This window comes from Streptomyces sp. TG1A-8, assembly GCF_030499535.1.
Lineage (GTDB): Bacteria > Actinomycetota > Actinomycetes > Streptomycetales > Streptomycetaceae > Streptomyces.
Genome location: NZ_JASTLB010000001.1, coordinates 5,019,574 through 5,042,993, shown reverse-complemented (window position 1 = coordinate 5,042,993; position 23,420 = coordinate 5,019,574). Strand labels below are relative to the sequence as shown.

Below are 23,420 nucleotides of genomic sequence, written 5' to 3'. Positions count from 1 at the left end.
GACCCTCGTCCGTGTCATTCCCCCACCTTCCAGGAACCGGACGGCCACCGCGAGACGTTTTCCCCGCGAGTCCCCGCCGGGTACGGTCGGGCCCTCGACCGCCACCCGACAGGAGCCCGACGATGACCACCGTCACCACCAGCCGCGGCGACCGGCGCCTCAGTCCTGTGTTCGTCGGCATCCTGGCCGTGACGGCGGTGACCGGCTGGGCCACCTGGACCGGGTTCGCGGCACGGCCGGGCCTCGCGGTGTTCCTGTTCGTGACGGCGTCGTGGATCGTCTCCCTGTGCCTGCACGAGTACGCGCACGCGCGCACCGCCCTGCACAGCGGGGACGTCTCGGTCGGTGCCAAGGGCTATCTCACGCTGAACCCGATGAGGTACACGCACGCGCTGCTGAGCATCGTGCTCCCGGTGCTGTTCGTGGTCATGGGCGGGATCGGGCTGCCGGGCGGCGCGGTGTTCATCGAGCGCCACCGCATCCGGGGTCGCTGGCGGCACAGCCTGATCTCGGCGGCGGGCCCGCTGACGAACGTCCTGTTCGCGGCGGTGTGCACGGCGCCGTTCTGGCTGCACGCCCTGGACGGGGTGCCCCCCGTCTTCCGCCACGCGCTGGCGTTCCTCGCCCTGCTCCAGGTGACGGCGGCGCTGCTGAACCTCCTGCCGGTGCCGGGCCTGGACGGGTACGGCGTGGTCGAGCCGTGGCTGTCGGCCGGCGTGAAGCGGCAGGTGGAGCCGTTCGCGCCGTTCGGCCTGCTGTTCGTGTTCGCGCTGCTGTGGGTGCCGTCGGTCAACGCCGTGTTCTTCGACCTGATCGACGCGGTCCTGCGCGGCCTGGACGTGGGCGCGGGCTCCTCCGACTGCGGCTACTGGCTCTACCGCTTCTGGAACGGCACCCCGGACCTCTGCCTGGTCAGCCCGTGAACGGCTTGCCCCGGGCCGCGACGGCCCGCTCGCGCTTGGCGTAGTACCAGGTCATGTTGGACGACAGCCCCGCCAGCAGCATCCAGACGATCCCCAGCCAGCTGCCCTGGACGAAGGAGACGACCGCCGCGGCCACGGCGAGGAGGCAGACGGCGAGGGTGTAGAGGGCGATGCGGGGCATGGGGGTCGGCTCCTGTCGGGGGACACTGCTACGACGACCAGTGTCCCCCATCGGCCCCCTCGGCTCACAGGTCGGTGAGGCGCAGCCCGGCGTGTGCCTTGTACCGGCGGTTGACGGAGATCAGGTTGGCCACCAGCGCCTCGACCTGGTGGGCGTTGCGCAGGCGGCCGGCGAAGACGCCCCGCATGCCGGGGATGCGGCCGGCCAGCGCCTGGACGATCTCCACGTCGGCGCGTTCCTCGCCCAGCACCATCACGTCGGTGTCGATCTCCTCGATCTCCGGGTCCTGCAGCAGCACGGCCGACAGGTGGTGGAAGGCGGCGGTCACCCGGGAGTCCGGCAGCAGGGCGGCGGCCTGCTCGGCGGCGCTGCCCTCCTCGGGCGTGAGGGCGTAGGCGCCCTTCTTGTCGAAGCCGAGCGGGTTGACGCAGTCCACGACGAGCTTGCCGGCCAGTTCCCCGCGCAGGGACTCCAGCGTCTCGCCGTGGCCGTCCCACGGCACGGCGACGATCACGACGTCGCTGCGGCGCGCGGTCTCGGCGTTGTCGGCGCCCTCGACACCGTGCCCCAGTTCCTCGGCGGCGGCCCGGGCGCGCTCGGCGGCCCGGGACCCGATGATCACCTTCTGGCCGGCCCTGGCGAGCCGGTGGGCGAGGCCCTTGCCCTGCGGGCCGGTGCCGCCGAGCACGCCGACGACGAGCCCGGAGACGTCGGGCAGGTCCCAGGGGTCCTTGGCGGCGGCCTTCGCGGGGGCCTTCGCGGAGATCTGTGCGCTGTCGGTAGAGGTCATGCGCCGACTCTACGTCCGCGTCGGTGACGGCACCCGGTCACGTGGGCCGGAACGGCCGAACCGGCGGGGCCGGGGGCCGACGGGCGCCCAAGTCCCCCGTCCCGAGGGGGAGTCCGGCGCCCCGGCGGCCTACCCGTCCGCCCGCCGGTCCTCGTCCGCGCCGCGGGCGCCCGCCGACGCGTCGTGCCAGCGCGGATCGTTCTCCCACTGGAGGTTGCGCTCGCGCGCGGTGTCCATCGCGTGCCGGGCCTCCTCCCGGCTCGCGTACGGCCCGAAGCGGTCCTTGGCCGGGCACTCCGGGCCCTCCTCGACCTTCTTGTGCTCCAGGCAGTAGAACCACTCGCCCGGCCTGCCGGCGGTGCGCTTCTTGAACAGGGCCATGACCAGCTCCTCTCGCCACCGACATGTTCCCCCGCGGCCGCTGGTTAGACTCGCTGACATGTCTGGCCAGTCGCTGCTCGTCCCAGGGGAGCTGTCCCCACCCGCTCGGTACCCGGGAACATCCGCCGCCCCCCGTACGTCGGCAAGCCCGCCCCCGCGCCGTACACCGGGCCGGAGGTGCAGACCCCGGAGACCATCGAGGCGATGCGGGTCGCCGGCCGCATCGCCGCGCGGGCGATGGCGGAGGCCGCGAAGGCCATCGCGCCCGGCGTCACCACCGACGAGCTGGACCGGATCGCCCACGAGTACATGTGCGACCACGGCGCCTACCCCTCCACGCTCGGCTACCGGGGCTTCCCCAAGTCGCTGTGCACGAGCGTCAACGAGGTCATCTGCCACGGCATCCCGGACTCGACGGTCCTGAGGGACGGCGACATCGTCAACCTGGACGTGACGGCGTACATCGGCGGGGTGCACGGCGACAACAACGCCACCTACCTGGTCGGGGACGTGGACGAGGAGTCGCGGCTGCTGGTGGAGCGGACCCGGGAGTCCCTGAACCGGGCGATCAAGGCGGTCAGGCCGGGCCGGCAGGTCAACGTCATCGGCCGGGTCATCGAGTCGTACGCCAAGCGCTTCGGCTACGGCGTCGTCCGCGACTTCACCGGGCACGGCATCAACTCCTCGTTCCACTCGGGCCTGGTCATCCCGCACTACGACAGCCCGCACGCGACGACGGTCATGCGGCCGGGCATGACCTTCACGATCGAACCGATGCTGACGCTGGGCACGCACGAGTACGACATGTGGGACGACGGCTGGACGGTCGTGACCAAGGACCGCAGGCGGACCGCGCAGTTCGAGCACACGCTGGTGGTGACGGAGACCGGGGCGGACGTCCTGACCCTGCCGTGACCGGCACGGCACGCCGGGCCCGCTCCCCGCTCGGGGGGCGGGCCCTTTCGCGTCCCCGGGTCCCCGCCCGCGCGCCCCCGCCTTCCCGACGTCCCGTCGGTAAACCTGCCGACAGGCCGTCGGCAAACCGAGGAGAGTGCCGTGGAGTCGTTCTCGACCCTCGTCCGCACCGCGACGCACGCGCGGCACGCGGAGGCGGGGTCCTCGGCCTTCCTGGACGACCTGCTGGGCGGACGGCTCGGCGTGGACGCGTACGCGCGCTACACGGAGCAGCTGTGGTTCGTGTACGAGGCGCTGGAGGGCGCGGCCGAACGGCTGGCGGCGGATCCGCTGGTGGGCCCGTTCCTGCGGCCGGAGCCGTTCCGGCTGCCCGCGCTGGAGCGGGACCTGGCGCACCTGCGCGGACCGCGGTGGCGGGCGGGGCTGCGCGCCCTGCCGGCGACCCGGGCGTACGCCGGCCGGGTGCGCGACTGCGCCGAGCACCGGCCCGGCGGTTACGTCGCCCACCACTACACCCGCTACCTCGGCGACCTGTCCGGCGGCCAGGTGATCCGGGACCGGGCGGAGCGGACGTGGGGCTTCGCCGGGAAGGGCGACGGGGTCCGCTTCCCCGTCTTCGAGGACACCGCGAACCCGGCCGCGTTCAAGCGGCGGTACCGCGAACTGCTGGACGGCGCGGCGGCGGACGGACCGGAGAAGCGGCGGATCGTGGCGGAGCGCGAGCGGGCCTTCGCGCTGAACTCGGCCGTCCTCCGGGCGCTGGACGAGGAGGTCCGGCGGTCCGCGTGAGCCGCGGCGACGGGGCCCGGGGGCGGCCCCGGGGGCCCCTGCGCGGGCAGTCGCCGCGGTCGCCGCAGTGGGCGCCGGCCCGCCCGGCCCGCCCGGTGCGGTCGGTGCGGCCGGTGCGGTCGGCCCGGCCGGTGCGGCCTCGGAGCGAGCCGGGTCCGCACCGGTACGGGCCGCGGTCGGCCGCGCCGTGCCCGCCGGCGCCGGCCGCCGGCGTGCGCGGGAGCGCCCGCACGGGGACGCGCGGGACCGCCGGCGCCCGGCCGCGCGGTCAGCGCTCCAGCACGACCCGCCCCCCGACCTCCACCCACCCGTGCGGCTGCGGTGCCGTCAGGATCTGCGAACCCCTGCCCTGGACGATGTTCAGCGCACGGCCCAGCCGTTCGGTCAGCAGCAGGGCCGCCGCCCCCGTCGCCTCGTCCTCCTCGACGCCGTCGCCGCGGCCCGGGAAGGCGCGGGCGCGGACGCGGCCGGCCGCCTCGTCCTCCCAAGCCCAGGCGTAGAGCCACTCGCCGGGCGGCGGCACGTCGAGGGCGTCCACCTCGGCGGCGGTGGCGTACTGGCGCAGGGTGCGCGGCGGGGCCCACTCCGCGCGGGCCTCGATCCAGCTGAACTCGCCGTCCAGACGCGTGCCGACGACCCCGGCGGGCGTGACCAGTTCGGGCACGTCCAGCAGCCAGGCCGTGCCGACGCAGGGGTGGCCGGCGAAGGGCAGGCGCAGGGTGGGGGTGTAGATGTCGATCAGTCCGCGCTCGGGGTCGTCCACGAACACGGTCTCGCTGAAGCCCAGTTTGGCGGCCAGCGCCTGCCGGTCGCCGCGCCCGGGCAGGACCGAGCCCTCACGGACGACACCCAGTTCGTTGCCGTAGCCGCCGTTCGGCCCGCAGAAGACGCGGAGCACGTCGTAGTCAGTCACGCGGGCATTGAAGCACCGCGGCACCGGCGGGCGCGCGCACCCGGAGGCGGCCCCGACCGTCGCGCGGGGTCGGCTCCGGGCCGGCGGCGCCGGACCGTGCCCGTGATCACCCCCGTGAGAGCAGAATCACGATCCAGAGGGGCATGTCTGAGGTAAGCCTCAGGTAACTTAGGTGAGCCTCACCACATCGTCCTTCGCCGGGAGCCTGCATGCGAGCCGTCCGACTGACCGTCACCGCCGCCGCCACCGCGACGGCCCTGACCGCCCTCTCGGCCTGCACCGCGAAGAGCGGCGCCGAGGACGGCGACGCCATCCGGGTCACGGCGGCCGACTCGACGTGCGAGACCTCCGCCAAGTCGGTCCCGGCCGGCCAGGTCACGCTGAGGATCGAGAACAAGGGGTCGAAGGCGACCGAGGTCGAGATCGTCTTCCCGGACGACCGGATCGTCTCCGAGAAGGAGAACATCGGCCCCGGCACCAAGTACACGCTGACCGCCGAGGTGAAGGCCGGCTCGTACGAGATCGCGTGCCGCCCCGGCATGAAGGGCCACGGCGTCCGGCAGAAACTGACCGTCACCGGCTCCGGCGCCGCCGCCGAGCGGAACCCCGGGCTGGACAAGGCGGTCGCCGCGTACCGGCAGTACGCGCAGGACCAGGCCGACGCGACGCTGCCGCTCGTCGAGACCTTCGTCAAGGCGGTCCAGGCGGGCGACGTCGACGCCGCCAAGAAGGCCTACGCGCCCTCCCGCCTCGGCTGGGAGCGCACCGAGCCGGTCGCGGAGTCCTTCGGCGACATCGACCCGAAGGTCGACATCCGCAAGGGCGACCTGGAGGCCGGCCAGAAGTGGACCGGCTGGCACCGCCTGGAGCAGGCGCTCTGGCAGGACGGGAAGGTCGGCCCCGCGGAGAAGGACGTCGCCGGCCGGCTGCTGACGGACCTGAAGGACTGGCGGAGCCGGGTCGGCAAGGCGGAGATCACCCCGACCTCCATGGCCAACGGCGCCAAGGAACTGCTGGACGAGGTCGCCACCGGCAAGGTCACCGGCGAGGAGGAGGCCTACTCGCACACCGACCTGGTCGACTTCAAGGGCAACGTCGAGGGCGCGCAGAAGGCCTACGAGCTGCTGAAGCCGGTCGCCGCCAAGAACGACCCGGCGCTGGCCGGGGAGCTGGACAAGCAGTTCGCGGCGCTGAACACGCTGCTGGACAAGTACCGCTCCGCCAAGGACTCCTACGACTTCGTCTCCTACGACAAGGTCACCGAGGAGCAGCGCAAGGAGCTGTCGGACGCGGTGAACGCGCTCGCCGAGCCGCTGTCCAAGCTGGCCGCCGCGGTCGTGAAGTAGGAACGAGAACAGCAGGGACAGCAGGGACAGCAGGGACAACGGGACGACGAGGACGACGAGGACGGGGACACAGGCGATGGCCGAGACCCAGGGAAGCCGGCAGAGCACTCCGTCGCGCCGGGCGCTGATCGGCTGGGGCGGGGCCGGACTCGCGTTCGGCGCCGCCGCGGCCGGCGGTGCGGTAGCGATGACCAGGACGGGTGACGACGTGGACCCGGCCGCCGCCGACGCGGGCGGCGCGGTGCGCTTCCACGGCGTCCACCAGGCCGGCATCGCCACCCCTGTGCAGGACAGGCTGCACTTCGCGGCGTTCGACGTGAAGACCGCGGACCGCGCCCAGTTCGTGCGGATGCTGAAGGACTGGACGGCCGCGGCCCGGCGGATGACCGCCGGCGAGCCGGTCGGTGAGGGCGCCTACGGCGGGCTCGCCGAAGCCCCGCCGGACGACACCGGCGAGGCGCTCGGGCTCAAGCCGTCCCGGCTGACGCTCACCATCGGGTTCGGGCCGTCGCTCTTCGACCGGTTCGGCCTGGCGGACCGGCGGCCCGAGGCCCTGGTGGACCTGCCCGCCTTCCCCGGGGACAACCTGGAGAAGTCCCGCACCGGCGGCGACCTGTGCATCCAGGCCTGCGCGGACGACCCGCAGGTCGCCGTGCACGCCATCCGCAACCTGGCCCGCATCGGCTTCGGCACGGTCGCCGTGCGCTGGTCCCAGCTGGGCTTCGGCAAGACCTCCTCGACCACCCCGGGCGCGCAGACCCCCCGCAACCTCTTCGGGTTCAAGGACGGCACCCGCAACATCGCGGGCACCGAGACGGACCGGCTGGAGAAGTTCGTCTGGGTCGGCGACGGGGACGGGCCCGACTGGATGGCCGGCGGGTCGTACCTGGTCGCCCGGCGGATCCGGATGAACATCGAGACGTGGGACCGGACCTCGCTGCAGGAGCAGGAGGACGTCTTCGGCCGGGACAAGCGCGAGGGGGCGCCGGTCGGCAAGGCCAAGGAGCACGACGCGCCGTTCCTGAAGGCGATGAAGCCGGACGCGCACGTGCGGCTGGCGCACCCCGACGCCAACGGCGGGATCACCATCCTGCGCCGGGGCTACTCCTTCACCGACGGCACCGACGGCCTCGGCCGGCTCGACGCGGGCCTGTTCTTCCTGGCCTACCAGCGGGACGTGCGCAAGGGGTTCATCCCGCTGCAGCGCAAGCTGTCGGCGCACGACGCGCTCAACGAGTACATCCAGCACGTGGGATCGGCGGTCTTCGCGGTGCCGCCCGGCGTCCGGGACTCCGGCGACTGGTGGGGCCGCACGCTGTTCTCGAAGGAGGCGTAGCCCGTGTTCTCCAACTACCTGATCGGCCTGCGCGAGGGCCTGGAGGCGTCGCTCGTCGTCTGCATCCTGATCGCCTACCTGGTCAAGACCGGCCGCAGGGACGCCCTGAGGCCGATCTGGATCGGCATCGGCATCGCGGTCGCCATCGCCATGGGCTTCGGCTGCGCCCTCGAATTCGGTTCGCAGGAGCTGACGTTCCAGGCGCAGGAGGCGCTCGGCGGCTCGCTGTCGATCATCGCGGTCGGCCTGGTGACCTGGATGGTGTTCTGGATGCGGCGCACCGCCCGGCACCTGAGGTCGGAGCTGCACGGCAAGCTGGACGCGGCGCTCGCGATGGGCACGGGCGCGCTGGTCGCCACCGCGTTCCTGGCCGTGGGCCGGGAGGGCCTGGAGACCGCCCTGTTCGTGTGGGCGTCGGTGCACGCGGCCTCCGACGGCACCCCGCGTCCGCTGATCGGCGTCGCGCTGGGCCTGGCGACGGCGGTGCTCCTCGGCTGGCTGTTCTACCGGGGCGCGGTGAGGATCAACCTCGCCAGGTTCTTCACCTGGACCGGCGGCATGCTGGTCGTGGTCGCGGCGGGCGTGCTGGGGTACGGCTTCCACGACCTGCAGGAGGCCGGCTGGATCCCGGGCATCGGGAACCTGGCCTTCGACATCAGCGGCACCATCTCGCCGGACAGCTGGTACGGCGCCCTCCTCAAGGGCGTCTTCAACTTCCAGCCGGACCCCACGGTCCTCCAGCTCACGGTGTGGGCCGTCTACCTGGTGCCGACGCTCGGCGTCTTCCTCCTCACCCCGGAGTTCCGGGCCCGTCTGCGCGGGCGTCCGGCCCGGCCGGCGCCGGCCGGGGCCGAGTCCGAGTAGCGGAACCGGCCGTCCGCGCCCCTCCCCGCCCCGGTAGGGTTCGCCTCCGGAAAGGGGAGGGTGAAGGCACCTCATGAGCAGGGATCGCAGGCGTCGCGGGCTCCGCAGGCGTGACCGGAACGCACTCATAGCGGCCTCGCTGACCGCTTTGTCGCTGACGGCGAGCGGATGCGTGGTGGTGCACGGGGAACGCGAGGTGCTCCCCGCGGCCACGCGCGCCGAGGCCGCCAGGGCGCTCAGCGCGTTCACCGCGGCGTACAACGGGGCCGACAAGGCCTACGACCGCTCCCTGGACGAGGACCGCGTCGCCGGCGCCCTCGCCGACATCGACGGCGCCCGGCTGAGGGCGGGGCACCTCAACAGCCCGGCCGGCAACCCGCACCACACGCCGCTGGAGCTGACGGACGCGAAGTACACCATCCCGAAGAAGGCCGGCTGGCCCCGCTGGTTCGTCGCGGACGCCCGCGGCAACAAGGGCGGCGACGTCCGCTGGCTGCTCGTGTTCGAGCGCGACGGCCTCGGCGAGCCCTGGCAGGTGGCGTTCCTGACCCTGGTCGCACCCGGTGACGTACCGGAGTTCCGGACGGACGCGGACGGCTGGGCCGAGGCCGTGCCCGCCGGTTCCGCGGGGCTCGCGGTGCCGCCCGCCGACCTGAGCGCGCGCTACGCGGCGTACCTGGAGGACGGCGGGAAGACCTTCGCGGACGGTCCGCAGACCAGCGGCTGGCGCGCGACCCGGCGGAAGCAGGCCGAGAAGCCGGGCCTGGTCCGGCAGTACGTCGACGAGCCGCTCACCCGCGGTGACTACGCGCCGCTCGCGCTGCGCACGGCGGACGGCGGGGCGCTGGTGTTCTTCGCCTCGCACCACTACGAGAAGCAGACGGCCGCCGCGGGCACCTCCGTGCCGGTCCCGAACAGGGACGTGCAGGCCCTGACCAAGGGCCGCATCAAGCAGTCGCTGACGCTGGAGTCCGTCTCCAACGAGGTCGCCCTGGACCCGGCGGGCAGCGGTGCGGTGTCGGTGCTGGGGCGGGTGCAGGGGCTGACGCGGGCGCAGGGCGGGTAGGACGGCGCCGGGGCGGACCGGGGGGACCGGACCGGGGCGGACCTGCGCCTCAGCGCTGCGGCGGCCAGGCCGCGCCCGCGTGGCCCGGTTCCGTGCCGGCGTGGCGGGCGCAGGCGTCCGTGAGCGCTTCGAGCAGGCTCAGCGGGTCGGGCAGCGGATGCTCGGGGCCGCGCAGCCAGCGCACCCGCCGGTCGTCGTCACCGGGCAGCAGGGCGGGCGGTACGAGGACGTAGGAGCCCCGGCAGTGCCAGCGCAGGCCCGGGTGCTCGTCCATGGTCTCCGGGTGGCAGTCCAGCTCGCAGGGCCACCACTCGTCCTCGTCCTCGGGGGTGCCGCGGGTGAGGGTGAAGAACAGCATGCGGCCGTCGTCGCTCCCGGCGACCGGGCCGACCTCCACACCGGCCTTCAGCAGCCGCTCCAGCGCCTGCCGGCCGGCCTCCAGGGGCACGTCCAGGACGTCGTGCACCATGCCGGTGGCGGTGATGAAATTGGCCTGCGGCTGGTGCCGGGCCCAGTGCTCGATCTGCGCGCGGTCGGTCGTGGACTGGGTCTGCCAGGCGAACGACACCGGGTGCCGGGCCGGGGTGGGACAGCCCACGCGGTCGCAGGAACAGCGGTAGCCGTGGGCGGGGTGCGCGGCGGGCGCGAGGGGCAGTCCCGCCGCGGCGGCGGCGAGCAGCAGGGCCTCACGGCCACCGTCGCCGGCGGCCTCCTTCGGGCGGCGTCCGCGCAGCCATTGGGAGAGTTTGCCCTGCCGGCCGGTGCGGCCGCCGAACGTCGCGCTCATCTATCCCCTCGCCTCGCCGTGGTGCGGACAGCATGCCCCATCGTCCCACCTTCCCGCGCCCGGGGAGACCGCGGCCGGGATCCGGCGGGGGCACGGAGGGACGACTCACAGCACGCCGGGGGCGCACCGGGGCACTCCCCTGCGGCGCCCCGGGGCGCCCCGGGGGGGGGCAGCCGTCGTGACGGGCCCGTCGGCGGGCGGCGGGGCGGGGCACGCCACGGGTCCGCCGGCGGGCCGCCGGGGTCCCGCCGCCGCCCCTCCCCGCGCGCCGGCGGGTCGGTTCCGTCACGGCAGCGGGGTGCCGGGGTCCGCGGGGTCCGGTGGCCACGCGTCGCCCCAGTCGGCGTCCCTGGCCGCCTTGTACCGGACGCCGTGGCGCTTGGTGACCGTGGTGCGGCGCAGTCGCCCGTCGGCCCCGCACAGGTCCAGCAGCACCTGGCCCTTGCGGATCTGCGGGCGCCGCACCACCCGCGCCGGGGCCGGGGCGGCGGGCAGCCGGGTGGCGGCGACGTAGCTGAACTTCTCGTCCTCGTAGGCGAGGGAGCCGCCCTTGACCTGGCGGTGCAGGGAGGAGCGGCTGACCCGGGCGGAGAAGTGGCACCAGTCCGTGCCGGGCACGAGGGGGCAGGCGGCGCTGTGCGGGCAGGGCGCGGCGACGCGGAACCCGGCGCGGACCAGGCGGTCGCGGGCCTCGATGACGCGACCGTGGCCGGCGGGGGTGCCGGCCTCCACGATCACCACGGTCCGCGCGGCGCCCGCGGCGGCGTCGACGAGGGCGGCGCGGTCGGCCTCGTCGAGTTCGTTGAGGACGTACGACACGGTGACGAGGTCGGTGTCGTCCAGGGTGAGCGCGGTCCCGATGCGGGCGCGCTGCCAGCGGGCACCGCCCAGCGCGGGGTGGTCGGCGGCGATCCGCCGGCCGAGGGCGAGCGCGGGCTCGGCCCAGTCCAGCACGGTCACCGGCCGCCGTCCCTCCCAGGTGGCGGCCACCGCCCAGGTCGCCGCGCCGGTGCCGCCGCCGACGTCCACGTGGCTGCCGGGCGCCCACCCGGGGACGGTGTCCGCGAACGCCTCCAGGGCCGAGCGCACCGCCTCGAAGGTGGCCGGCATCCGGTAGGCGGCGTAGGCGGCCACGTCGGCGTGGTCGCGCAGGATCGGCGCGTCGGTGGGGGTGGCTCCGCGGTAGGCGGCGATCAGCCGGTCCACGGCCGAGGCGGCCTGCGTGGGAGGCAGCCCCGCGAGCACGTCGTCAAGGGTGGCGCGGAGTCGCTCGGCCGGGCGTACGGGGTCGTTCACCCGGCGATTCTATGGCCGCCCGGTGACGCCGCCGGCCCGGCCCGGACCGCCCGCCTCCCGTCCTCCCGTATCCCGCCCCGGCCCCTCGGAGCCCCGCCGCCGGTCCGCCGCACGGACCGACCGGACCGACCGGGTCGTCGCCGCCCCTCCCGCCGGGGTCCCGCCGGGGCCCGCCGTCAGCCGCCCGGCGGGCCGAACGCGCCCGGCTGCCACGCGGCCCGCACCGCCCTGGCCAACCGGCTCGCCGCCGCCGCCCTGGGCCTGCTGTCCGGGGGGCGTCGGCGCGGGTGCACGGCGTTGGCCAGCAGCACCAGGAAGGTGTCCGTCGCGGGGTCGAGCACCAGCGATGTTCCGGTGAACCCGGTGTGGCCCGCCGCTCCCCCGCCCGCCAGCCCGCCCATGAACCACGGCTGGTCCACGGCGAAGCCGAGGCCCGGCGGGGTCAGCATCAGCTCCACGAAGTCGGGGCCGAGGACGCGCGCGGGGCCGTAGGCGCCGCCCGCGAGCAGGGCCCGGCAGAAGACCGCCAGGTCGCGGCCGGTGGAGAACAGGCCCGCGTGGCCGGCGACACCGCCGAGTGCCCAGGCGTTCTCGTCGTGGACCACGCCGCGCAGCATGCCCCGGTGCGCCTTGGCCCACGGCCGCCGCTGGTCCTCGGTGGCCGCCGCGCCGGGGCAGGGGCCGAAGGCGGTCGCCGACATGCCGAGCGGGCGGGTGATGCCGTCCTCGATCAGGACGTCCAGGGGGCGGCCGGTGATCCGCTCCAGCAGGAACTGGAGCAGCAGCATGTTCAGGTCCGAGTACCGGTGGGTGCCGGGCTCGCCGATGGGGGCCTCGGCACGCAGCAGGGCGTGGCGGGCCGTGGCGTCCGGGCAGTCGTACAGGGGCAGTTCGGGACGGAGTCCGGAGGTGTGGGTGAGCAGCTGCCGCACGGTGACTCCGCGGGCGCCGGTGAACTCGGGCAGGAAGGCGCCGACGCGGGCGTCGATGCCGAGCGTGCCGCGTTCGATCTGCTGCACGGCGGCGGCGGACGTGAACAGTTTGGTGAGGGAGGCCAGGTCGAAGGGGGTGTCGACGGTCATCGGGACCCTGGCGGCGGGCGGCAGCTCGACCCCCCTGTCGGCCGCGGGGTCGTAGGAGGCGTAGCGCACGGCCCAGCCCGCGGCCTCGGCGACGGCGACGACGGGACCGCGTCCGGCCACGGCGACGGCGCCGGCCGCCCAGGGGCGTGCTCCGGCGGTGAGGGCGTGCACCTCGTCGACCAGGCGGGCGAGCTCCACGGGGTCGAGCCCGGCCCGTTCCGGTGTGTCGGCGCGCAGTCTCGGTGCGCTCAGTTGCCGTCTCCTTCCGGTCCCGCCGTCGCGTTCCAGGGACGGCACATTCCCACGAAGCAGGCCGCGGCGACCAGCGCCCCCGCCAGTTGGACCACCGCCATGGGCACGGCGGTGCGCTCACCGGCGATGCCGACGAGCGGGGAGGCGACCGCGCCGACGAGGAAGGAGGAGGTGCCGAGCAGCGCGGAGGCGGAGCCGGCGGCGTGCCGGGTGCGCAGCAGGGCGAGGGACTGGGCGTTGGGCAGGGTGAGGCCCATCGCGGACATCAGCACGAACAGGGCGGCGGCGACGGGTGCGAGCCCGACCTCGCCGAAGGCGCCGGCGGACATCAGCAGCAGGGCGGTCGCGGCGAGCACGATCACCGCGAGCCCGGCGCCGAGCACCTTGTCCAGGCTGACCCGGCCCACCAGCAGCTTGCCGTTGACCTGGCCGGCGATCACCAGGCCGACCGAGTTGAGGCCGAACAGCAGGCTGAAGGTCTGCGGGGAGGCGCCGTAGATCTCCTGGACGACGAAGGGGGAGGCGGAGATGTAGGCGAACAGCGCGGCGAAGGCGAAGCCGCCGGAGAGCATGTAGCCGGTGAAGGGCAGGTCGGCGAGCAGGCCGCGCATCGCCCGCAGGGCCTCGGCCGCTCCCCCTCGTGCCGGCCGGCCGGCGGCAGCGTCTCGGGCAGCCGGAACCAGACGACCGCGCCGAGGACGGCCCCGACCACGGTGAGGACCACGAACACGCCCCGCCAGTCGGTCACCCGCAGGATCTGCCCGCCGATCAGCGGGGCCACGATCGGGGCGACCCCGGAGATCAGCATGAGGGTGGAGAAGAACCGGGCCATCGCGACCCCGTCGTACAGGTCGCGCACGACGGCCCGCGCGATGACGATGCCGGCGGCGCCCGCGAGGCCCTGCGCCAGCCGGAGGGCGACGAGGGTCCCGACGTTCGGGGCCACGGCGCACAGGGCGGTGGCGACGACGTAGACGGCGAGGCCGCCCAGCAGCGGGCGGCGGCGGCCCCAGCGGTCGCTCATGGGGCCCACGACCAGCTGCCCGAGGGCCATGCCGAGCAGGCAGGCGGTCAGGGTGAGCTGGACGGTGGCGGCGGGGGCGTGCAGGGAGCGGGTGACCTCCGGCAGGGACGGGAGGTACATGTCCATCGCGAGCGGGGGCGTGGCGGTGAGGCCGCCCAGGACGAGGGTGACGAGCAGGCCGGTGCCGCGCGCGGCGGCCGGGGGCCGGACGCCGGTGGATGCGCGGTCCGCCTTCGGTGCCGGTGCCGTCGCGTGCTCGGACATGTGCCCCTCCTTCTCGCTGATGACCGGCACCTATGCTCTCAGCTCGTACATACTGCCGGGGCACACATGAACGAGAGCGGGGCGGGGATGGCGGAGCGGAGCGTGCGCTGGGGGATCCTGGCGACGGGCGGGATAGCGGCGGCGTTCGCGGCGGACCTGGTGGACCTGCCGGACGCGGAGATCGTGGCGGTCGCCTCGCGCCGCAAGGAGTCGGCGGAGGCGTTCGCCGAACGGTTCGGGGTGGCACGGGCCCACGGCGACTGGGAGGGCCTGGCCGGGGACGCGGACGTCGACGTCGTGTACGTCGCCACGCCGCACTCGGCGCACCGGGCCGCGGCCGGGCTGTGCCTGGCGGCCGGGCGGAACGTGCTGTGCGAGAAGGCGTTCACGCTCAACGCCCGCGAGGCCGGGGAGCTGGTGGCGCTGGCGCGGGAGCACGACCGCTTCCTGATGGAGGCGATGTGGATGTACTGCAACCCGCTGATCCGGCGCCTGAAGGCACTCGTGGACGACGGGGCCGTCGGTGAGGTCCGCACGGTGCAGGCGGACTTCGGGCTGGCGGGCCCCTTCCCCCCGGGTCACCGGCTGCGGGACCCCGCGCTCGGCGGCGGGGCGGTGCTGGACCTGGGCGTGTACCCGGTGTCGTTCGCGCAGCTGCTGCTGGGCGAGCCGGACGGGATCACCGCGCGGGCGGTGCTCTCGGAGGAGGGCGTGGACCTCCAGACGGGCGCCCTGCTCTCCTGGGACAGCGGCGCGCTGGCCTCGCTGCACTGCTCCATCGCGGGCGGTACGGCGGTCACCGCCTCGGTCACCGGTTCGCTGGGCCGCATCGACGTCCCGTCCGGCTTCTTCGACCCCGACCGGTTCGTGCTGCACCGCGACGGCCGCGACCCCGAGGAGTTCGCCGCCGACCCCGCCGACGGCCCGCGCGCCACCTTCCGGCACGAGGCGCTGGAGGTCATGCGGGCGCTGCGGGCGGGCGAGAAGCAGTCGCCGCTGGTGCCGCTGGACGGCAGCCTCGCGGTGATGCGCACGCTGGACGCGATACGGGAGCAGGCCGGGGTGCGGTATCCCGGGGAGACGGCCGGCGCCACGGCGTGACCGCACGGCGGGCACCCGGCCCCGCGGGGCGGGGCGTCCGTCCGCGCCGCCCGGCCGTGACCGGCGGGCGGCCGGGGACCGCGGTGGCGAGCGGGCCGGTTCCGGCACCGGCCGGGGCCGGGCCCCAACCGCCCCACGGGCACGGGCGGAGCGGGGACGCCCGCGCCCCTGCGGGCGGCCGGGCCCCCGCGTTCGCATCCTCTCCACGAGAGCTTCACATATGGGCAGGGGGATTCCGCGACCACATCGAGGGGGCCGGCGGCCCTTCCACCGGAGCGCGGTGGGGGCGGGCCCGCGGGGCACCGCGAGGTGTGCACCGGCGGGTGGAACGGCTGCCGCGGACGTCCGGGCGCTGTGCCCGGGACCTCAACTCCGCCGCCCGCCACCGGTGTCCGCGCCGCCCGCGCCGCCCGTTCCGGTCGCCGGACCGCCCGCGTTCCCCGTCGTCCCGGTCGTCCCGGTCGTCCCCGTCGCCGCGGGCCCGCGCCGCCGCAGCGCCCACGTCCCCGCGCCCAGCAGGGCCACCGCCCCGGCGGCGCCGCCCAGCAGCCGCCAGGACGACGGACGGGCGGCCGCCGCGCCGGGAGCGCCGGCCGCGGCCCGGGCCGCCTTGCCGGCGGCCACCGGACTCGCGGCCGCCGCACCGCCCCCGCCGAGCGGTTCGACCAGCGTGCCCACCGCCCGCGCCGAACGCCCGTGGCCGAAGCCCCAGTCGAGCAGTGCGGCGGTCTGCTCGTAGACGGCGTTGCCGCCGGCTTCCGGGTGCATCACCGTCACCAGCAGGGTCCGGCCGCCCCGGGTGGCCGCGCCGGTGAAGGTGTTGCCGGCGTGGCTGGTGTAGCCGTTCTTCACGCCGATCAGGCCCTGGTACGTGCCGAGGCCCCACGCCCCGGTCAGCAGGCGGTCGGTGTTCTGGATCTGGAAGGTCCTGCCGCCGCCCGCCGGGAAGTCGGCGGTCCTCGTGCCGCAGTAACCGCGGAAGTCGGCGTCCTTCAGTCCGTGGCGGGCGAACAGCGTGAGGTCGTACGCCGAGGAGAGCTGGCCGGGGTGGTCGAAGCCGTCGGGGCTGACCACCCGGGTGTCCAGGGCCCGCAGGTCGGTGGCCCTGGCCTGCATCTCGGCGACCGTCTCGGCGATTCCGCCGTTCATGTGCGCGAGCACGTGCACAGCGTCGTTGCCGGAGCGCAGGAACACGCCCTGCCACAGCTGCTCCACGGTGTAGGTGATGCCGGGCTTGATGCCGACGAGACTGGAGCCGGCCGGGACGTCGGCGAGCTCGGCGTCGGTGACCCGGTGGCGCTCGGTGCGGTCGAACTTCTTCAGCACCGTGTCCGCGAACAGCATCTTGAGGGTGGACGCGGGCGCGAGGCGGCGGTGCGCGTTGCACGAGGCGAGCACCTCCCCACTCGCGCAGTCGGCGACGAGCCACGCCCGGGCGGTGAGCTTCCGGGGCAGTCCGGTGGCACCGCGCACCTGGATCCCGTCCCGGGTCAGCCGTTCACCCCCGATGAGGGAGGCGGTGGTCGCGGCGGCGGGAGCGGCCGTGGACAGGGGAAGGGCGGCGGCCGTCAGCCCGAGGACGGCACGCCGGCTGAGCCGGGAACATTCACGCACCCGGGGACGGTACACCGCATCCCACCGGGGTTTCCCGACGGCGGCCCCCCGACCGGCTGGAATGCGCCGCCCGAGGAGGAACTGAGTCCCCGTCGGCCCCTTCCGGGCCCCGCGCACCGGGCAGGGGACGCCGTGACGGGCGGTGGCGGGGCGGGCGGTGGGGCGGCGGACGCGAAGGGGTCGGCCCCGCCACCCGAACGGCACGCGGGGCGGGCCCGGTGGTGCGGGGGGTGCGACGGTGGTTGCGCGGAAGAGGACCGCTTACCTGCCGACCGGGAGTCACCGTGACCTGTTACGACCGACGTGATCTGGGCCTGCTGCTGCTCCGGCTGGGGACGGGCGGCGTACTGGCCGCGCACGGCGCGCAGAAGCTGTTCGGCTGGTTCGGCGGGCACGGACTGGAGGGGACCGGCCAGTTCATGGAGTCCGTCGGCTACGCGCCGGGCAGGGCGAGCGCGGCGGCGGCGGGCCTCGCGGAGATGGGCGGCGGCACGCTGCTCGCGCTGGGCCTGGCGACGCCGGCGGCGGGCGCGGCGGCGGCCGGCGCGATGGCGGGGGCCGCGGCGGTCCACCTGCCCAACGGCTTCTTCGCCCAGGAGGGCGGCTACGAGCACCCGGCGAGCCTGGGCCTGACGGCGGCCGGCCTCGCGGTGACCGGACCCGGCCGGCTCTCCCTCGACCACGCCGCAGGTCACGTCCTCGACCGCGGCTGGATGGTCCCGGCGGCCCTCGGCGTGACGGCGGCGGTGGCGGCCTTCGTGGTGGGCGTCCGGAGCAGGCGGCTGCGGCAGCGGGGCGAGGGGGAGCAGGGGGCGTTGTCCGAGGAGTAGCGGCCGTCGCCCCCGCCGGCGTGGCAGGCTGCGGGCCCATGACCGACGAACACGCTGCCGCCGCCCTGTGGCCGGCCATCGACGACCTCTGGGCCCGCCTGGAGGCCGCCCGCGCGCACCCCGGCCCGGAAGGCCTCCTGCTGCGCGTCCTGAAGTTGTCGGAGGAGGTCGGCGAGGTAGCCGAGGCGGTCATCGGCGCGACCGGCCAGAACCCCCGCAAGGGCGTCACCCACACCTGGGAGGACGTCCGGGCGGAACTGTGCGACGTGGCGATCACGGCGCTGGTGGCCCTGCGGACGCTGACGCCGCAGGCGCGGGAGGTCTTCACGCACCACCTGACACGGGTGTCGCAGCGCCCGATGGGACCGGAGGACGCGAACGGGCCCCCGGCCCACGGCATGTCGGACGACAGACGAGTCGGGCTGTACGCCGGGTTCTGTTCCCCGGTGTCCTCGCGGACGCCGGGGCGACGGCCATCCATCTAGGACCGGTGTTGCCACCGGCCTCGTGCGGTCTACCCGCGGACTCGGGCGGGCAGCCCTCGAACGTCCGCGCAGGGACACCGGGGTGTCCCCTCTTGACCTTGCTCCGGGTGGGGTTTACCTAGCTGCCCAGGTCACCCTGGGCACTGGTGGTCTCTTACACCACCGTTTCACCCTTACCGGGGGCCGAGGCCCCCGGCGGTCTGTTCTCTGTGGCACTGTCCCGCGGGTCACCCCGGGTGGCCGTTGGCCACCACCCTGCCCTGTGGAGCCCGGACGTTCCTCGGGGAGCCCCCGGAAAGGGGTTCCACGCGGCCGTCCGCCCGGCTCGTCTGCCGTGTCGGCCATGGTACCGGGCCCCCGGGGGCGGTGCGGACCGCGGGCGGGACCGCGGGCGGCACGCCGTACCCTGACGCGGAGGTCTACGTGAGGAGTACGTGTTGCTGGTCCTGCTGCCGCCCTCCGAGGGCAAGGCGAACCCGGGCGAGGGGGCGCCGCTGGAACTGGGGTCGCTGTCCCTGCCGGGGCTGACCGGCGCGCGGGAGGCCGTGCTCGGGGAACTGGTCGAGCTGTGCTCCGGTGACGAGGAGAAGGCCCGCGAGGTGCTCGGTCTGAGCGGGGGGCTGCGCGGTGAGGTCGCGAAGAACGCCGGGCTGCGCACCGCCGGCGCCCGCCCGGCCGGCGAGATCTACACCGGTGTCCTCTACGACGCCCTCGGCCTGGCCTCGCTGGACGCCGCCGCGAAGGGGCGCGCAGCGCGCTCGCTGCTGGTCTTCTCCGGGCTGTGGGGCGCGGTGCGGGTGACCGACCGGATCCCCTCCTACCGCTGCTCGATGGGCGTGCGGCTGCCCGGGCTCGGCGCGCTGGCCGGGCACTGGCGGGCCCCGATGGCACGGGTGCTGCCCGAGGCGGCCGGTGACGGCCTGGTCCTGGACCTGCGCTCCTCGGCCTACGCGGCGGCCTGGAAGCCGACGGGCGAGGTCGCCGGGCGGACGGCGACGGTGCGGGTGCTGCACGCGCCGACGCGGAAGGTCGTCAGCCACTTCAACAAGGCGACGAAGGGCCGGATCGTGCGCTCCCTGCTGACGGCCGGGACCGTGCCGGAGGACCCGACCGGGCTGGTGGAGGCGCTGCGGGACCTCGGGTACGCGGTGGAGGCGGAGGCTCCGGGCCGGGCGGGGAGGCCGTGGTCGCTGGACGTGCTGGTGGAGGAGGTCCACTGAGACCGCCCGGCGGTTGTTGCAGCATGTGCAACGATCTTTGCGGAGAGTGCGGTGGGTCGGCACGATGAGGGCATGACCCCGCCGCCGCCCGCCTCCCCGGCCGACTCCGGCCCCCCGCCCGTCCCCCCGGCCGGCTCCCCGTCCTCGGCCGCCCCTCCCGCCGCCGTCGCCTCCGTGCTGGGCCTCGCGCCCGTCGTGCCCGTGCTGGTCGTGCCGGACGTCGCCGACGCCGTACCGCTGGCGCGGGCGCTGGTGGCCGGCGGGCTGCCCGCGATCGAGGTGACCCTGCGGACGCCGGCCGCCCCGGACGCGATCCGCGCGATCGCCGCCGAGGTGCCGGAGGCGGTGGTCGGGGCGGGCACGGTCCTCACCCCCGGGCAGGCCGGCGAGTGCGTGGCGGCCGGGGCGCGGTTCCTGGTCAGTCCCGGCTGGACCGACCCGCTGCTGGCCGCCATGCGGGCGTCCGGGGTGCCGTTCCTGCCGGGGGTCTCCACGGCCTCGGAGGTGATGGCGCTGCTGGAGCGCGGGGTGCGGGAGATGAAGTTCTTCCCGGCGCGGGCGGCGGGCGGCACCGCGTTCCTGGAGTCCCTGGCCGGCCCGCTGCCCCAGGCGCGCTTCTGCCCGACGGGCGGCATCGGCCCGGCCGACGCGCCGGAGTACCTGGCCCTGCCCAACGTCGGCTGCGTGGGCGGGAGCTGGATGGTCCCGGCGGAGGCGGTGGCCGCCGGGGACTGGGCCCGCGTCGAGGAGCTGGCGCGGGCCGCCGCCGGACTCAGGAACGCAGGTGGGACGTGTCGTTGAACAGCCGCACGCTCGCGTTGCCGTCCGCGTAGTACGCCACCGCCGAGAGCGAGGCGGCGGACAGTTCCATGCGGAACAGGGAGGCGGGCGGGGCGCCGAGGGCGAGGCGGACGAAGGTCTTGATCGGCGTGACGTGCGTGACGAGCAGGACGGTGCGGCCGGCGTGGGCCGCGACCAGCTTCCTGCGGGTGGCCTCGATCCGGACGGCGGTCTGCGCGAAGCTCTCGCCACCACCGGTGGGGCGGGCCTCCGGGTCGGCGAGCCAGGCGTCCAGGTCGTCCGGGTGGCGCTCGCGCGCCTCCCCGAAGGTGAGGCCCTCCCAGGCGCCGAAGTCCGTCTCGCGCAGCCCCTCCTCCACCTCGACGTCCAGGCCGAGGCGGGCGGCGACGATGCCGGCGGTCTCGCGGGTCCGGGCGAGCGGGGAGGCGACGATCGCCTGGACGGTGCCGCGCCGGGCGAGGGCGGCGGCGACGCGCCGGGCCTGCTCGCGGCCGGTGTCGGACAGGGAGGGGTCGCCGCCACCGCTGCCGGAGAAGCGCTTCTGGGGGGTGAGGGGGGTTTCGCCGTGCCGGAGGAGGACGAAGGTGGCGGGCGCCCCGAGATCGGGAGCGGCACTCCAGCCGGGGGTGGAGACACGGTGACCGGCCGGGCCGGCCGGCTCCCGCCGCCGGAGGGTGGACGGCTCGTGCTGCCGGGCCGGGGCGGCCGTCCCGTGCTCCGCGGCGGGGAGGCCCGCCCCGGCAGCCCCGTCGGTCCCGGCGACTCCGTCGGTCACAGCGAGTCCGTCGGTCCTGGAAGCCCCACCGGTCCCGGCAGCTCCGTCCGCCCCACCGGTCCCGGCAGCTCCGTTGGTCCCGGCAGCTCCGCGCGCCCCATCGGCCCCGGCAGCTCTGCGCGCCCCATCGGCCCCGGCGGTTCCGTCCGCCCCACCGGTCCCGGCAGCTTCTTCCGCGCCCGCCGCCGCAACCGGCCCGGGCCCGTCGGCCGGGGCCGCCGCCCGTAGCGCGGCCCGGGCCCGGGCCGCGCCCGCCGTGGCGTCACCGGGCCGGGCCGGTTCCTCCGGGGCGGCGAGGGGAGCGCGGGAGGCGGGAGACGCAGGAGACGCGGCCGGGGACCACTGACGGCCCTCGGCGCCCGCGTCCATCGCCTCGTTGGCCAGGCGGTCGGCGTGTCTGTTGCGCTCGCGCGGGATCCACTCGTAGGTGACCCGGCCGGGGGCGAAGACACGGCCGGCCTCGGCCGCCAGCGGTTTCATGGCGGGGTGCTTGACCTTCCAGCGGCCCGACATCTGCTCGACGACCAGTTTGGAGTCCATCCGGACGTGGACCCGGGCGGACGGGTCCAGGTCCCGGGCCGCGCGCAGGCCGGCCAGCAGGCCCCGGTACTCGGCCACGTTGTTCGTGGCGACGCCGATGTACTCGGCCGCCTCGGTCAGCGTCTCCCCCGTCGCCGCGTCGCTCACCACGGCGCCGTAGCCCGCGGGCCCCGGGTTGCCCCGTGACCCGCCGTCGGCCTCGACGATGAACTCCCGCACCGCGTCAGCCCCTCACAGACCCGATTCGGCGGTGCGCACCAGGATCCGGCGGCAGTTCTCGCAGCGCAGCACCGTGCCGGGCGCGGCGGCGCGGACCTCGTTCAGCTCGGTGATCGCCAGCTCCTGGCGGCAGCCCTGGCAGGTGCGCTGGTACAGCTTGGCCGCGCCGACCCCGCCCTGCTGCTCGCGCAGCTTGTCGTACAGCTTGAGCAGGTCGGCGGGGACCGAGGCGGCGATGACCTCGCGCTCCCTGGTGACCGAGGCGGCCTCGGCGTCGATCTCCCCGAACGCGGCGTCGCGGCGGCCGGTCGCGTCGTCGATCTTCGCCTGGACGGAGGCGACCCGCCCGGTCAGTTCGCCGACCCGCTCCTGGGCGGCCTCGCGGCGTTCCATGACCTCCAGGACGACGTCCTCCAGGTCGCCCTGCCGCTTGGCGAGGGAGACGATCTCGTGCTGGAGGTTGGCCAGGTCCTTGGGCGAGGTGACCGCGCCGGAGTCCAGGCGCTGCTGGTCGCGGGTGGCACGCCGGCGCACCTGGTCCACGTCCTGCTCGGCCTTGGTCTGCTCGCGGGCGCAGTCGCCCTCCTCGGTCTGCGCGGCCACGAGCAGGTCGCGCAGCTGGGTGAGGTCCTTGGTGAGCGAGTCGATCTCGGCGTGCTCGGGCAGCGACCTGCGCTTGTGCGCGAGCTGCTGCAGGCGGACGTCGAGGGCCTGGACGTCGAGGAGTCGGATCTGGTCGGCGGGCGCGGCGTTCAGTTGGGGGCTCCCATTAGCTAGTGGTGACGGAGGACGCCGCGTGGGCGGTCCAGGGGTCGGTGACCGCCCTGGAGACGTGGACCCTGAGGTCCCAGCCGTGGCGGTCGGAGATCTCGTCGAGCTGGCTCGCGGCCAGCTCGCACCAGGGCCACTCGGTGGCCCAGTGCGCCGCGTCGAGCAGCGCGAGAGGACTGTGCGCGACGGCCTCCGAGGCCGGGTGGTGGCGCAGGTCGGCGGTGAGGAAGGCGTCGACGCCGGCCGCGCGGACCTGGTCGAAGAGGCTGTCGCCGGAGCCGCCGCTGACCGCGATCGTGCGGACGACGGCGTCGGGGTCGCCCGCCACCCGGACGCCCTGCGCGGTGGCGGGCAGCCGTTCGGCGGCGCGGGCGGCCAGTTCGCGGACGGTCAGCGGGTGGTCGAGCGCGCAGACGCGGCCCAGGCCCCGGCGGCCCGCGGGATCGGCGGGGTCCGGCACGAGCGGCCCCACGACGCGCAGGTCCAGCGCACCGGCCAGCGCGTCGCTCACTCCCGGATCGGCCGTGTCGGCGTTGGTGTGGGCCACGTGCAGGGCGATGTCGTTCTTGATGAGGGTGTGCACGATGCGGCCCTTGGAGGTGGAGGCCGCGACCGTGGTCGTCCCGCGCAGGTAGAGCGGGTGGTGGGTGACCAGCAGGTCGGCGCCGAGCCGTACGGCCTCCTCGACGGTCTCCCGCACGGGGTCGACGGCGAACAGGACCCGGGTGACCTCCTGGCCGGGATCGCCCACGACGGTGCCGACCGCGTCCCAGGACTCGGCCCGCTCGGCGGGCCACAGGTTCTCCAGTGCGGCGATGACTTCAGACAGACGGGGCACGGGGAAAAGGCTACCTG

At 75.3% G+C, this 23,420-nt stretch carries 21 protein-coding genes, 1 other RNA gene and 3 pseudogenes; 12 read left to right on the top strand and 13 right to left on the bottom strand.

Annotated features, from left to right (window positions below; translation table 11 throughout):
* The first annotated feature begins 122 nt into the window (after positions 1-122).
* Positions 123-923 (top strand): site-2 protease family protein, encoded by an 801-nt coding sequence (locus QQY24_RS22145; protein WP_301974443.1) that lies wholly within the window; start codon positions 123-125, stop codon positions 921-923.
* Here the strand turns inward: QQY24_RS22145 and QQY24_RS22140 are convergent.
* The 3 genes from QQY24_RS22140 to QQY24_RS22130 all read right to left on the bottom strand — a co-directional run bounded on the left by QQY24_RS22140 (position 913) and on the right by QQY24_RS22130 (position 2,275).
* Positions 913-1,155 (bottom strand): hypothetical protein, encoded by a 243-nt coding sequence (locus QQY24_RS22140; RefSeq protein ID WP_301974442.1) that lies wholly within the window; start codon positions 1,153-1,155, stop codon positions 913-915. The two genes, QQY24_RS22145 and QQY24_RS22140, sit on opposite strands and share 11 nt — an antisense overlap.
* A 13-nt stretch (positions 1,156-1,168) precedes the next feature.
* On the bottom strand, positions 1,169-1,894 hold the full coding sequence (gene npdG / locus QQY24_RS22135; protein ID WP_301974441.1) for an NADPH-dependent F420 reductase: 726 nt from the start codon (positions 1,892-1,894) through the stop codon (positions 1,169-1,171).
* Positions 1,895-2,023: 129 nt separating this feature from the next.
* Positions 2,024-2,275 (bottom strand): hypothetical protein, encoded by a 252-nt coding sequence (locus QQY24_RS22130; RefSeq protein WP_301974440.1) that lies wholly within the window; start codon positions 2,273-2,275, stop codon positions 2,024-2,026.
* Positions 2,276-2,452: 177 nt separating this feature from the next.
* On the opposite strand from QQY24_RS22130, the gene map reads away from it, so the two are divergent.
* Positions 2,453-3,190, top strand: a complete 738-nt coding sequence (map, locus tag QQY24_RS22125) for a type I methionyl aminopeptidase (RefSeq protein ID WP_367658010.1) — start codon at positions 2,453-2,455, stop codon at positions 3,188-3,190.
* Between the two features lie 141 nt (positions 3,191-3,331).
* On the top strand, positions 3,332-3,979 hold the full coding sequence (locus QQY24_RS22120) for a heme oxygenase (biliverdin-producing) (protein WP_301974439.1): 648 nt from the start codon (positions 3,332-3,334) through the stop codon (positions 3,977-3,979).
* Positions 3,980-4,247: 268 nt separating this feature from the next.
* Here the strand turns inward: QQY24_RS22120 and QQY24_RS22115 are convergent, their stop codons facing one another.
* Positions 4,248-4,892 carry a PhzF family phenazine biosynthesis protein gene (locus QQY24_RS22115; protein WP_301974438.1) on the bottom strand — a complete coding sequence of 215 codons (645 nt, stop codon included), beginning with the start codon at positions 4,890-4,892 and terminating at the stop codon, positions 4,248-4,250.
* A 209-nt stretch (positions 4,893-5,101) separates the two neighbouring features.
* On the opposite strand from QQY24_RS22115, the gene efeO reads away from it, so the two are divergent.
* From efeO to QQY24_RS22095, 4 genes and pseudogenes are all read left to right on the top strand, one after another.
* The gene (efeO, locus tag QQY24_RS22110; RefSeq protein ID WP_301974437.1) at positions 5,102-6,238 is read left to right on the top strand and encodes an iron uptake system protein EfeO; all 1,137 of its coding nucleotides are present in this window, start codon (positions 5,102-5,104) and stop codon (positions 6,236-6,238) included.
* A 76-nt stretch (positions 6,239-6,314) separates the two neighbouring features.
* A complete protein-coding gene (efeB, locus tag QQY24_RS22105; protein ID WP_301974436.1) occupies positions 6,315-7,574 on the top strand; it encodes an iron uptake transporter deferrochelatase/peroxidase subunit in 1,260 nt (419 codons plus the stop codon).
* A 3-nt stretch (positions 7,575-7,577) separates the two neighbouring features.
* Positions 7,578-8,552 (top strand): annotated as a pseudogene (gene efeU / locus QQY24_RS22100) (iron uptake transporter permease EfeU).
* Positions 8,512-9,504: a hypothetical protein gene (locus tag QQY24_RS22095; protein ID WP_301974435.1), complete on the top strand. Its 993-nt coding sequence runs from the start codon at positions 8,512-8,514 to the stop codon at positions 9,502-9,504. The pseudogene efeU and the gene QQY24_RS22095 overlap by 41 nt, the downstream one beginning before the upstream one ends.
* Before the next feature lie 49 nt (positions 9,505-9,553).
* Here QQY24_RS22095 and QQY24_RS22090 read toward each other — a convergent pair whose 3' ends face one another.
* From QQY24_RS22090 to QQY24_RS22075, 4 genes and pseudogenes are all read right to left on the bottom strand, one after another.
* The gene (locus QQY24_RS22090) at positions 9,554-10,291 is read right to left on the bottom strand and encodes a bifunctional DNA primase/polymerase (RefSeq protein WP_301974434.1); all 738 of its coding nucleotides are present in this window, start codon (positions 10,289-10,291) and stop codon (positions 9,554-9,556) included.
* A gap of 285 nt (positions 10,292-10,576) precedes the next feature.
* Positions 10,577-11,587, bottom strand: coding sequence for a small ribosomal subunit Rsm22 family protein (locus QQY24_RS22085; protein ID WP_301974433.1), 1,011 nt, complete (start codon positions 11,585-11,587; stop codon positions 10,577-10,579).
* 176 nt (positions 11,588-11,763) lie between these two features.
* Positions 11,764-12,966, bottom strand: a complete 1,203-nt coding sequence (locus tag QQY24_RS22080) for a serine hydrolase (protein WP_301974432.1) — start codon at positions 12,964-12,966, stop codon at positions 11,764-11,766.
* A pseudogene (locus QQY24_RS22075) lies at positions 12,918-14,209 on the bottom strand (multidrug effflux MFS transporter). Before QQY24_RS22075 ends, QQY24_RS22080 begins: the two are co-directional and overlap by 49 nt.
* Before the next feature lie 87 nt (positions 14,210-14,296).
* Here QQY24_RS22075 and QQY24_RS22070 point away from each other — a divergent pair.
* On the top strand, positions 14,297-15,310 hold the full coding sequence (locus tag QQY24_RS22070) for a Gfo/Idh/MocA family protein (RefSeq protein WP_301976323.1): 1,014 nt from the start codon (positions 14,297-14,299) through the stop codon (positions 15,308-15,310).
* 366 nt (positions 15,311-15,676) lie between these two features.
* Here the strand turns inward: QQY24_RS22070 and QQY24_RS22065 are convergent, their stop codons facing one another.
* On the bottom strand, positions 15,677-16,924 hold the full coding sequence (locus QQY24_RS22065; RefSeq protein ID WP_301974431.1) for a D-alanyl-D-alanine carboxypeptidase family protein: 1,248 nt from the start codon (positions 16,922-16,924) through the stop codon (positions 15,677-15,679).
* 284 nt (positions 16,925-17,208) lie between these two features.
* Between QQY24_RS22065 and QQY24_RS22060 the strand changes: the two genes are divergently transcribed.
* Complete coding sequence (locus tag QQY24_RS22060; RefSeq protein ID WP_301974430.1) at positions 17,209-17,754, top strand: DoxX family protein; 546 nt, start codon at positions 17,209-17,211, stop codon at positions 17,752-17,754.
* Between the two features lie 38 nt (positions 17,755-17,792).
* Positions 17,793-18,122 (top strand): annotated as a pseudogene (locus QQY24_RS22055) (MazG-like family protein); the annotation flags it as partial.
* 41 nt (positions 18,123-18,163) lie between these two features.
* Here the strand turns inward: QQY24_RS22055 and rnpB are convergent.
* Positions 18,164-18,567, bottom strand: an RNA gene (gene rnpB, locus QQY24_RS22050) — RNase P RNA component class A.
* Positions 18,568-18,676: 109 nt separating this feature from the next.
* Here rnpB and yaaA point away from each other — a divergent pair.
* Positions 18,677-19,459, top strand: a complete 783-nt coding sequence (yaaA, locus tag QQY24_RS22045; RefSeq protein ID WP_301976322.1) for a peroxide stress protein YaaA — start codon at positions 18,677-18,679, stop codon at positions 19,457-19,459.
* Positions 19,460-19,531: 72 nt separating this feature from the next.
* Positions 19,532-20,260, top strand: coding sequence for a bifunctional 4-hydroxy-2-oxoglutarate aldolase/2-dehydro-3-deoxy-phosphogluconate aldolase (gene eda, locus QQY24_RS22040; protein ID WP_301974429.1), 729 nt, complete (start codon positions 19,532-19,534; stop codon positions 20,258-20,260).
* Here eda and QQY24_RS22035 read toward each other — a convergent pair.
* The 3 genes from QQY24_RS22035 to QQY24_RS22025 are packed head-to-tail and all read right to left on the bottom strand — an operon-like array spanning position 20,232 to position 23,403.
* Positions 20,232-21,794 (bottom strand): bifunctional RNase H/acid phosphatase, encoded by a 1,563-nt coding sequence (locus QQY24_RS22035; RefSeq protein ID WP_301974428.1) that lies wholly within the window; start codon positions 21,792-21,794, stop codon positions 20,232-20,234. The genes eda and QQY24_RS22035 overlap by 29 nt on opposite strands.
* 12 nt (positions 21,795-21,806) lie before the next feature.
* Positions 21,807-22,550 carry a zinc ribbon domain-containing protein gene (locus QQY24_RS22030; RefSeq protein WP_367658052.1) on the bottom strand — a complete coding sequence of 248 codons (744 nt, stop codon included), beginning with the start codon at positions 22,548-22,550 and terminating at the stop codon, positions 21,807-21,809.
* A gap of 13 nt (positions 22,551-22,563) precedes the next feature.
* Positions 22,564-23,403: a Nif3-like dinuclear metal center hexameric protein gene (locus QQY24_RS22025; protein WP_301974426.1), complete on the bottom strand. Its 840-nt coding sequence runs from the start codon at positions 23,401-23,403 to the stop codon at positions 22,564-22,566.
* Positions 23,404-23,420: the final 17 nt, after the last annotated feature.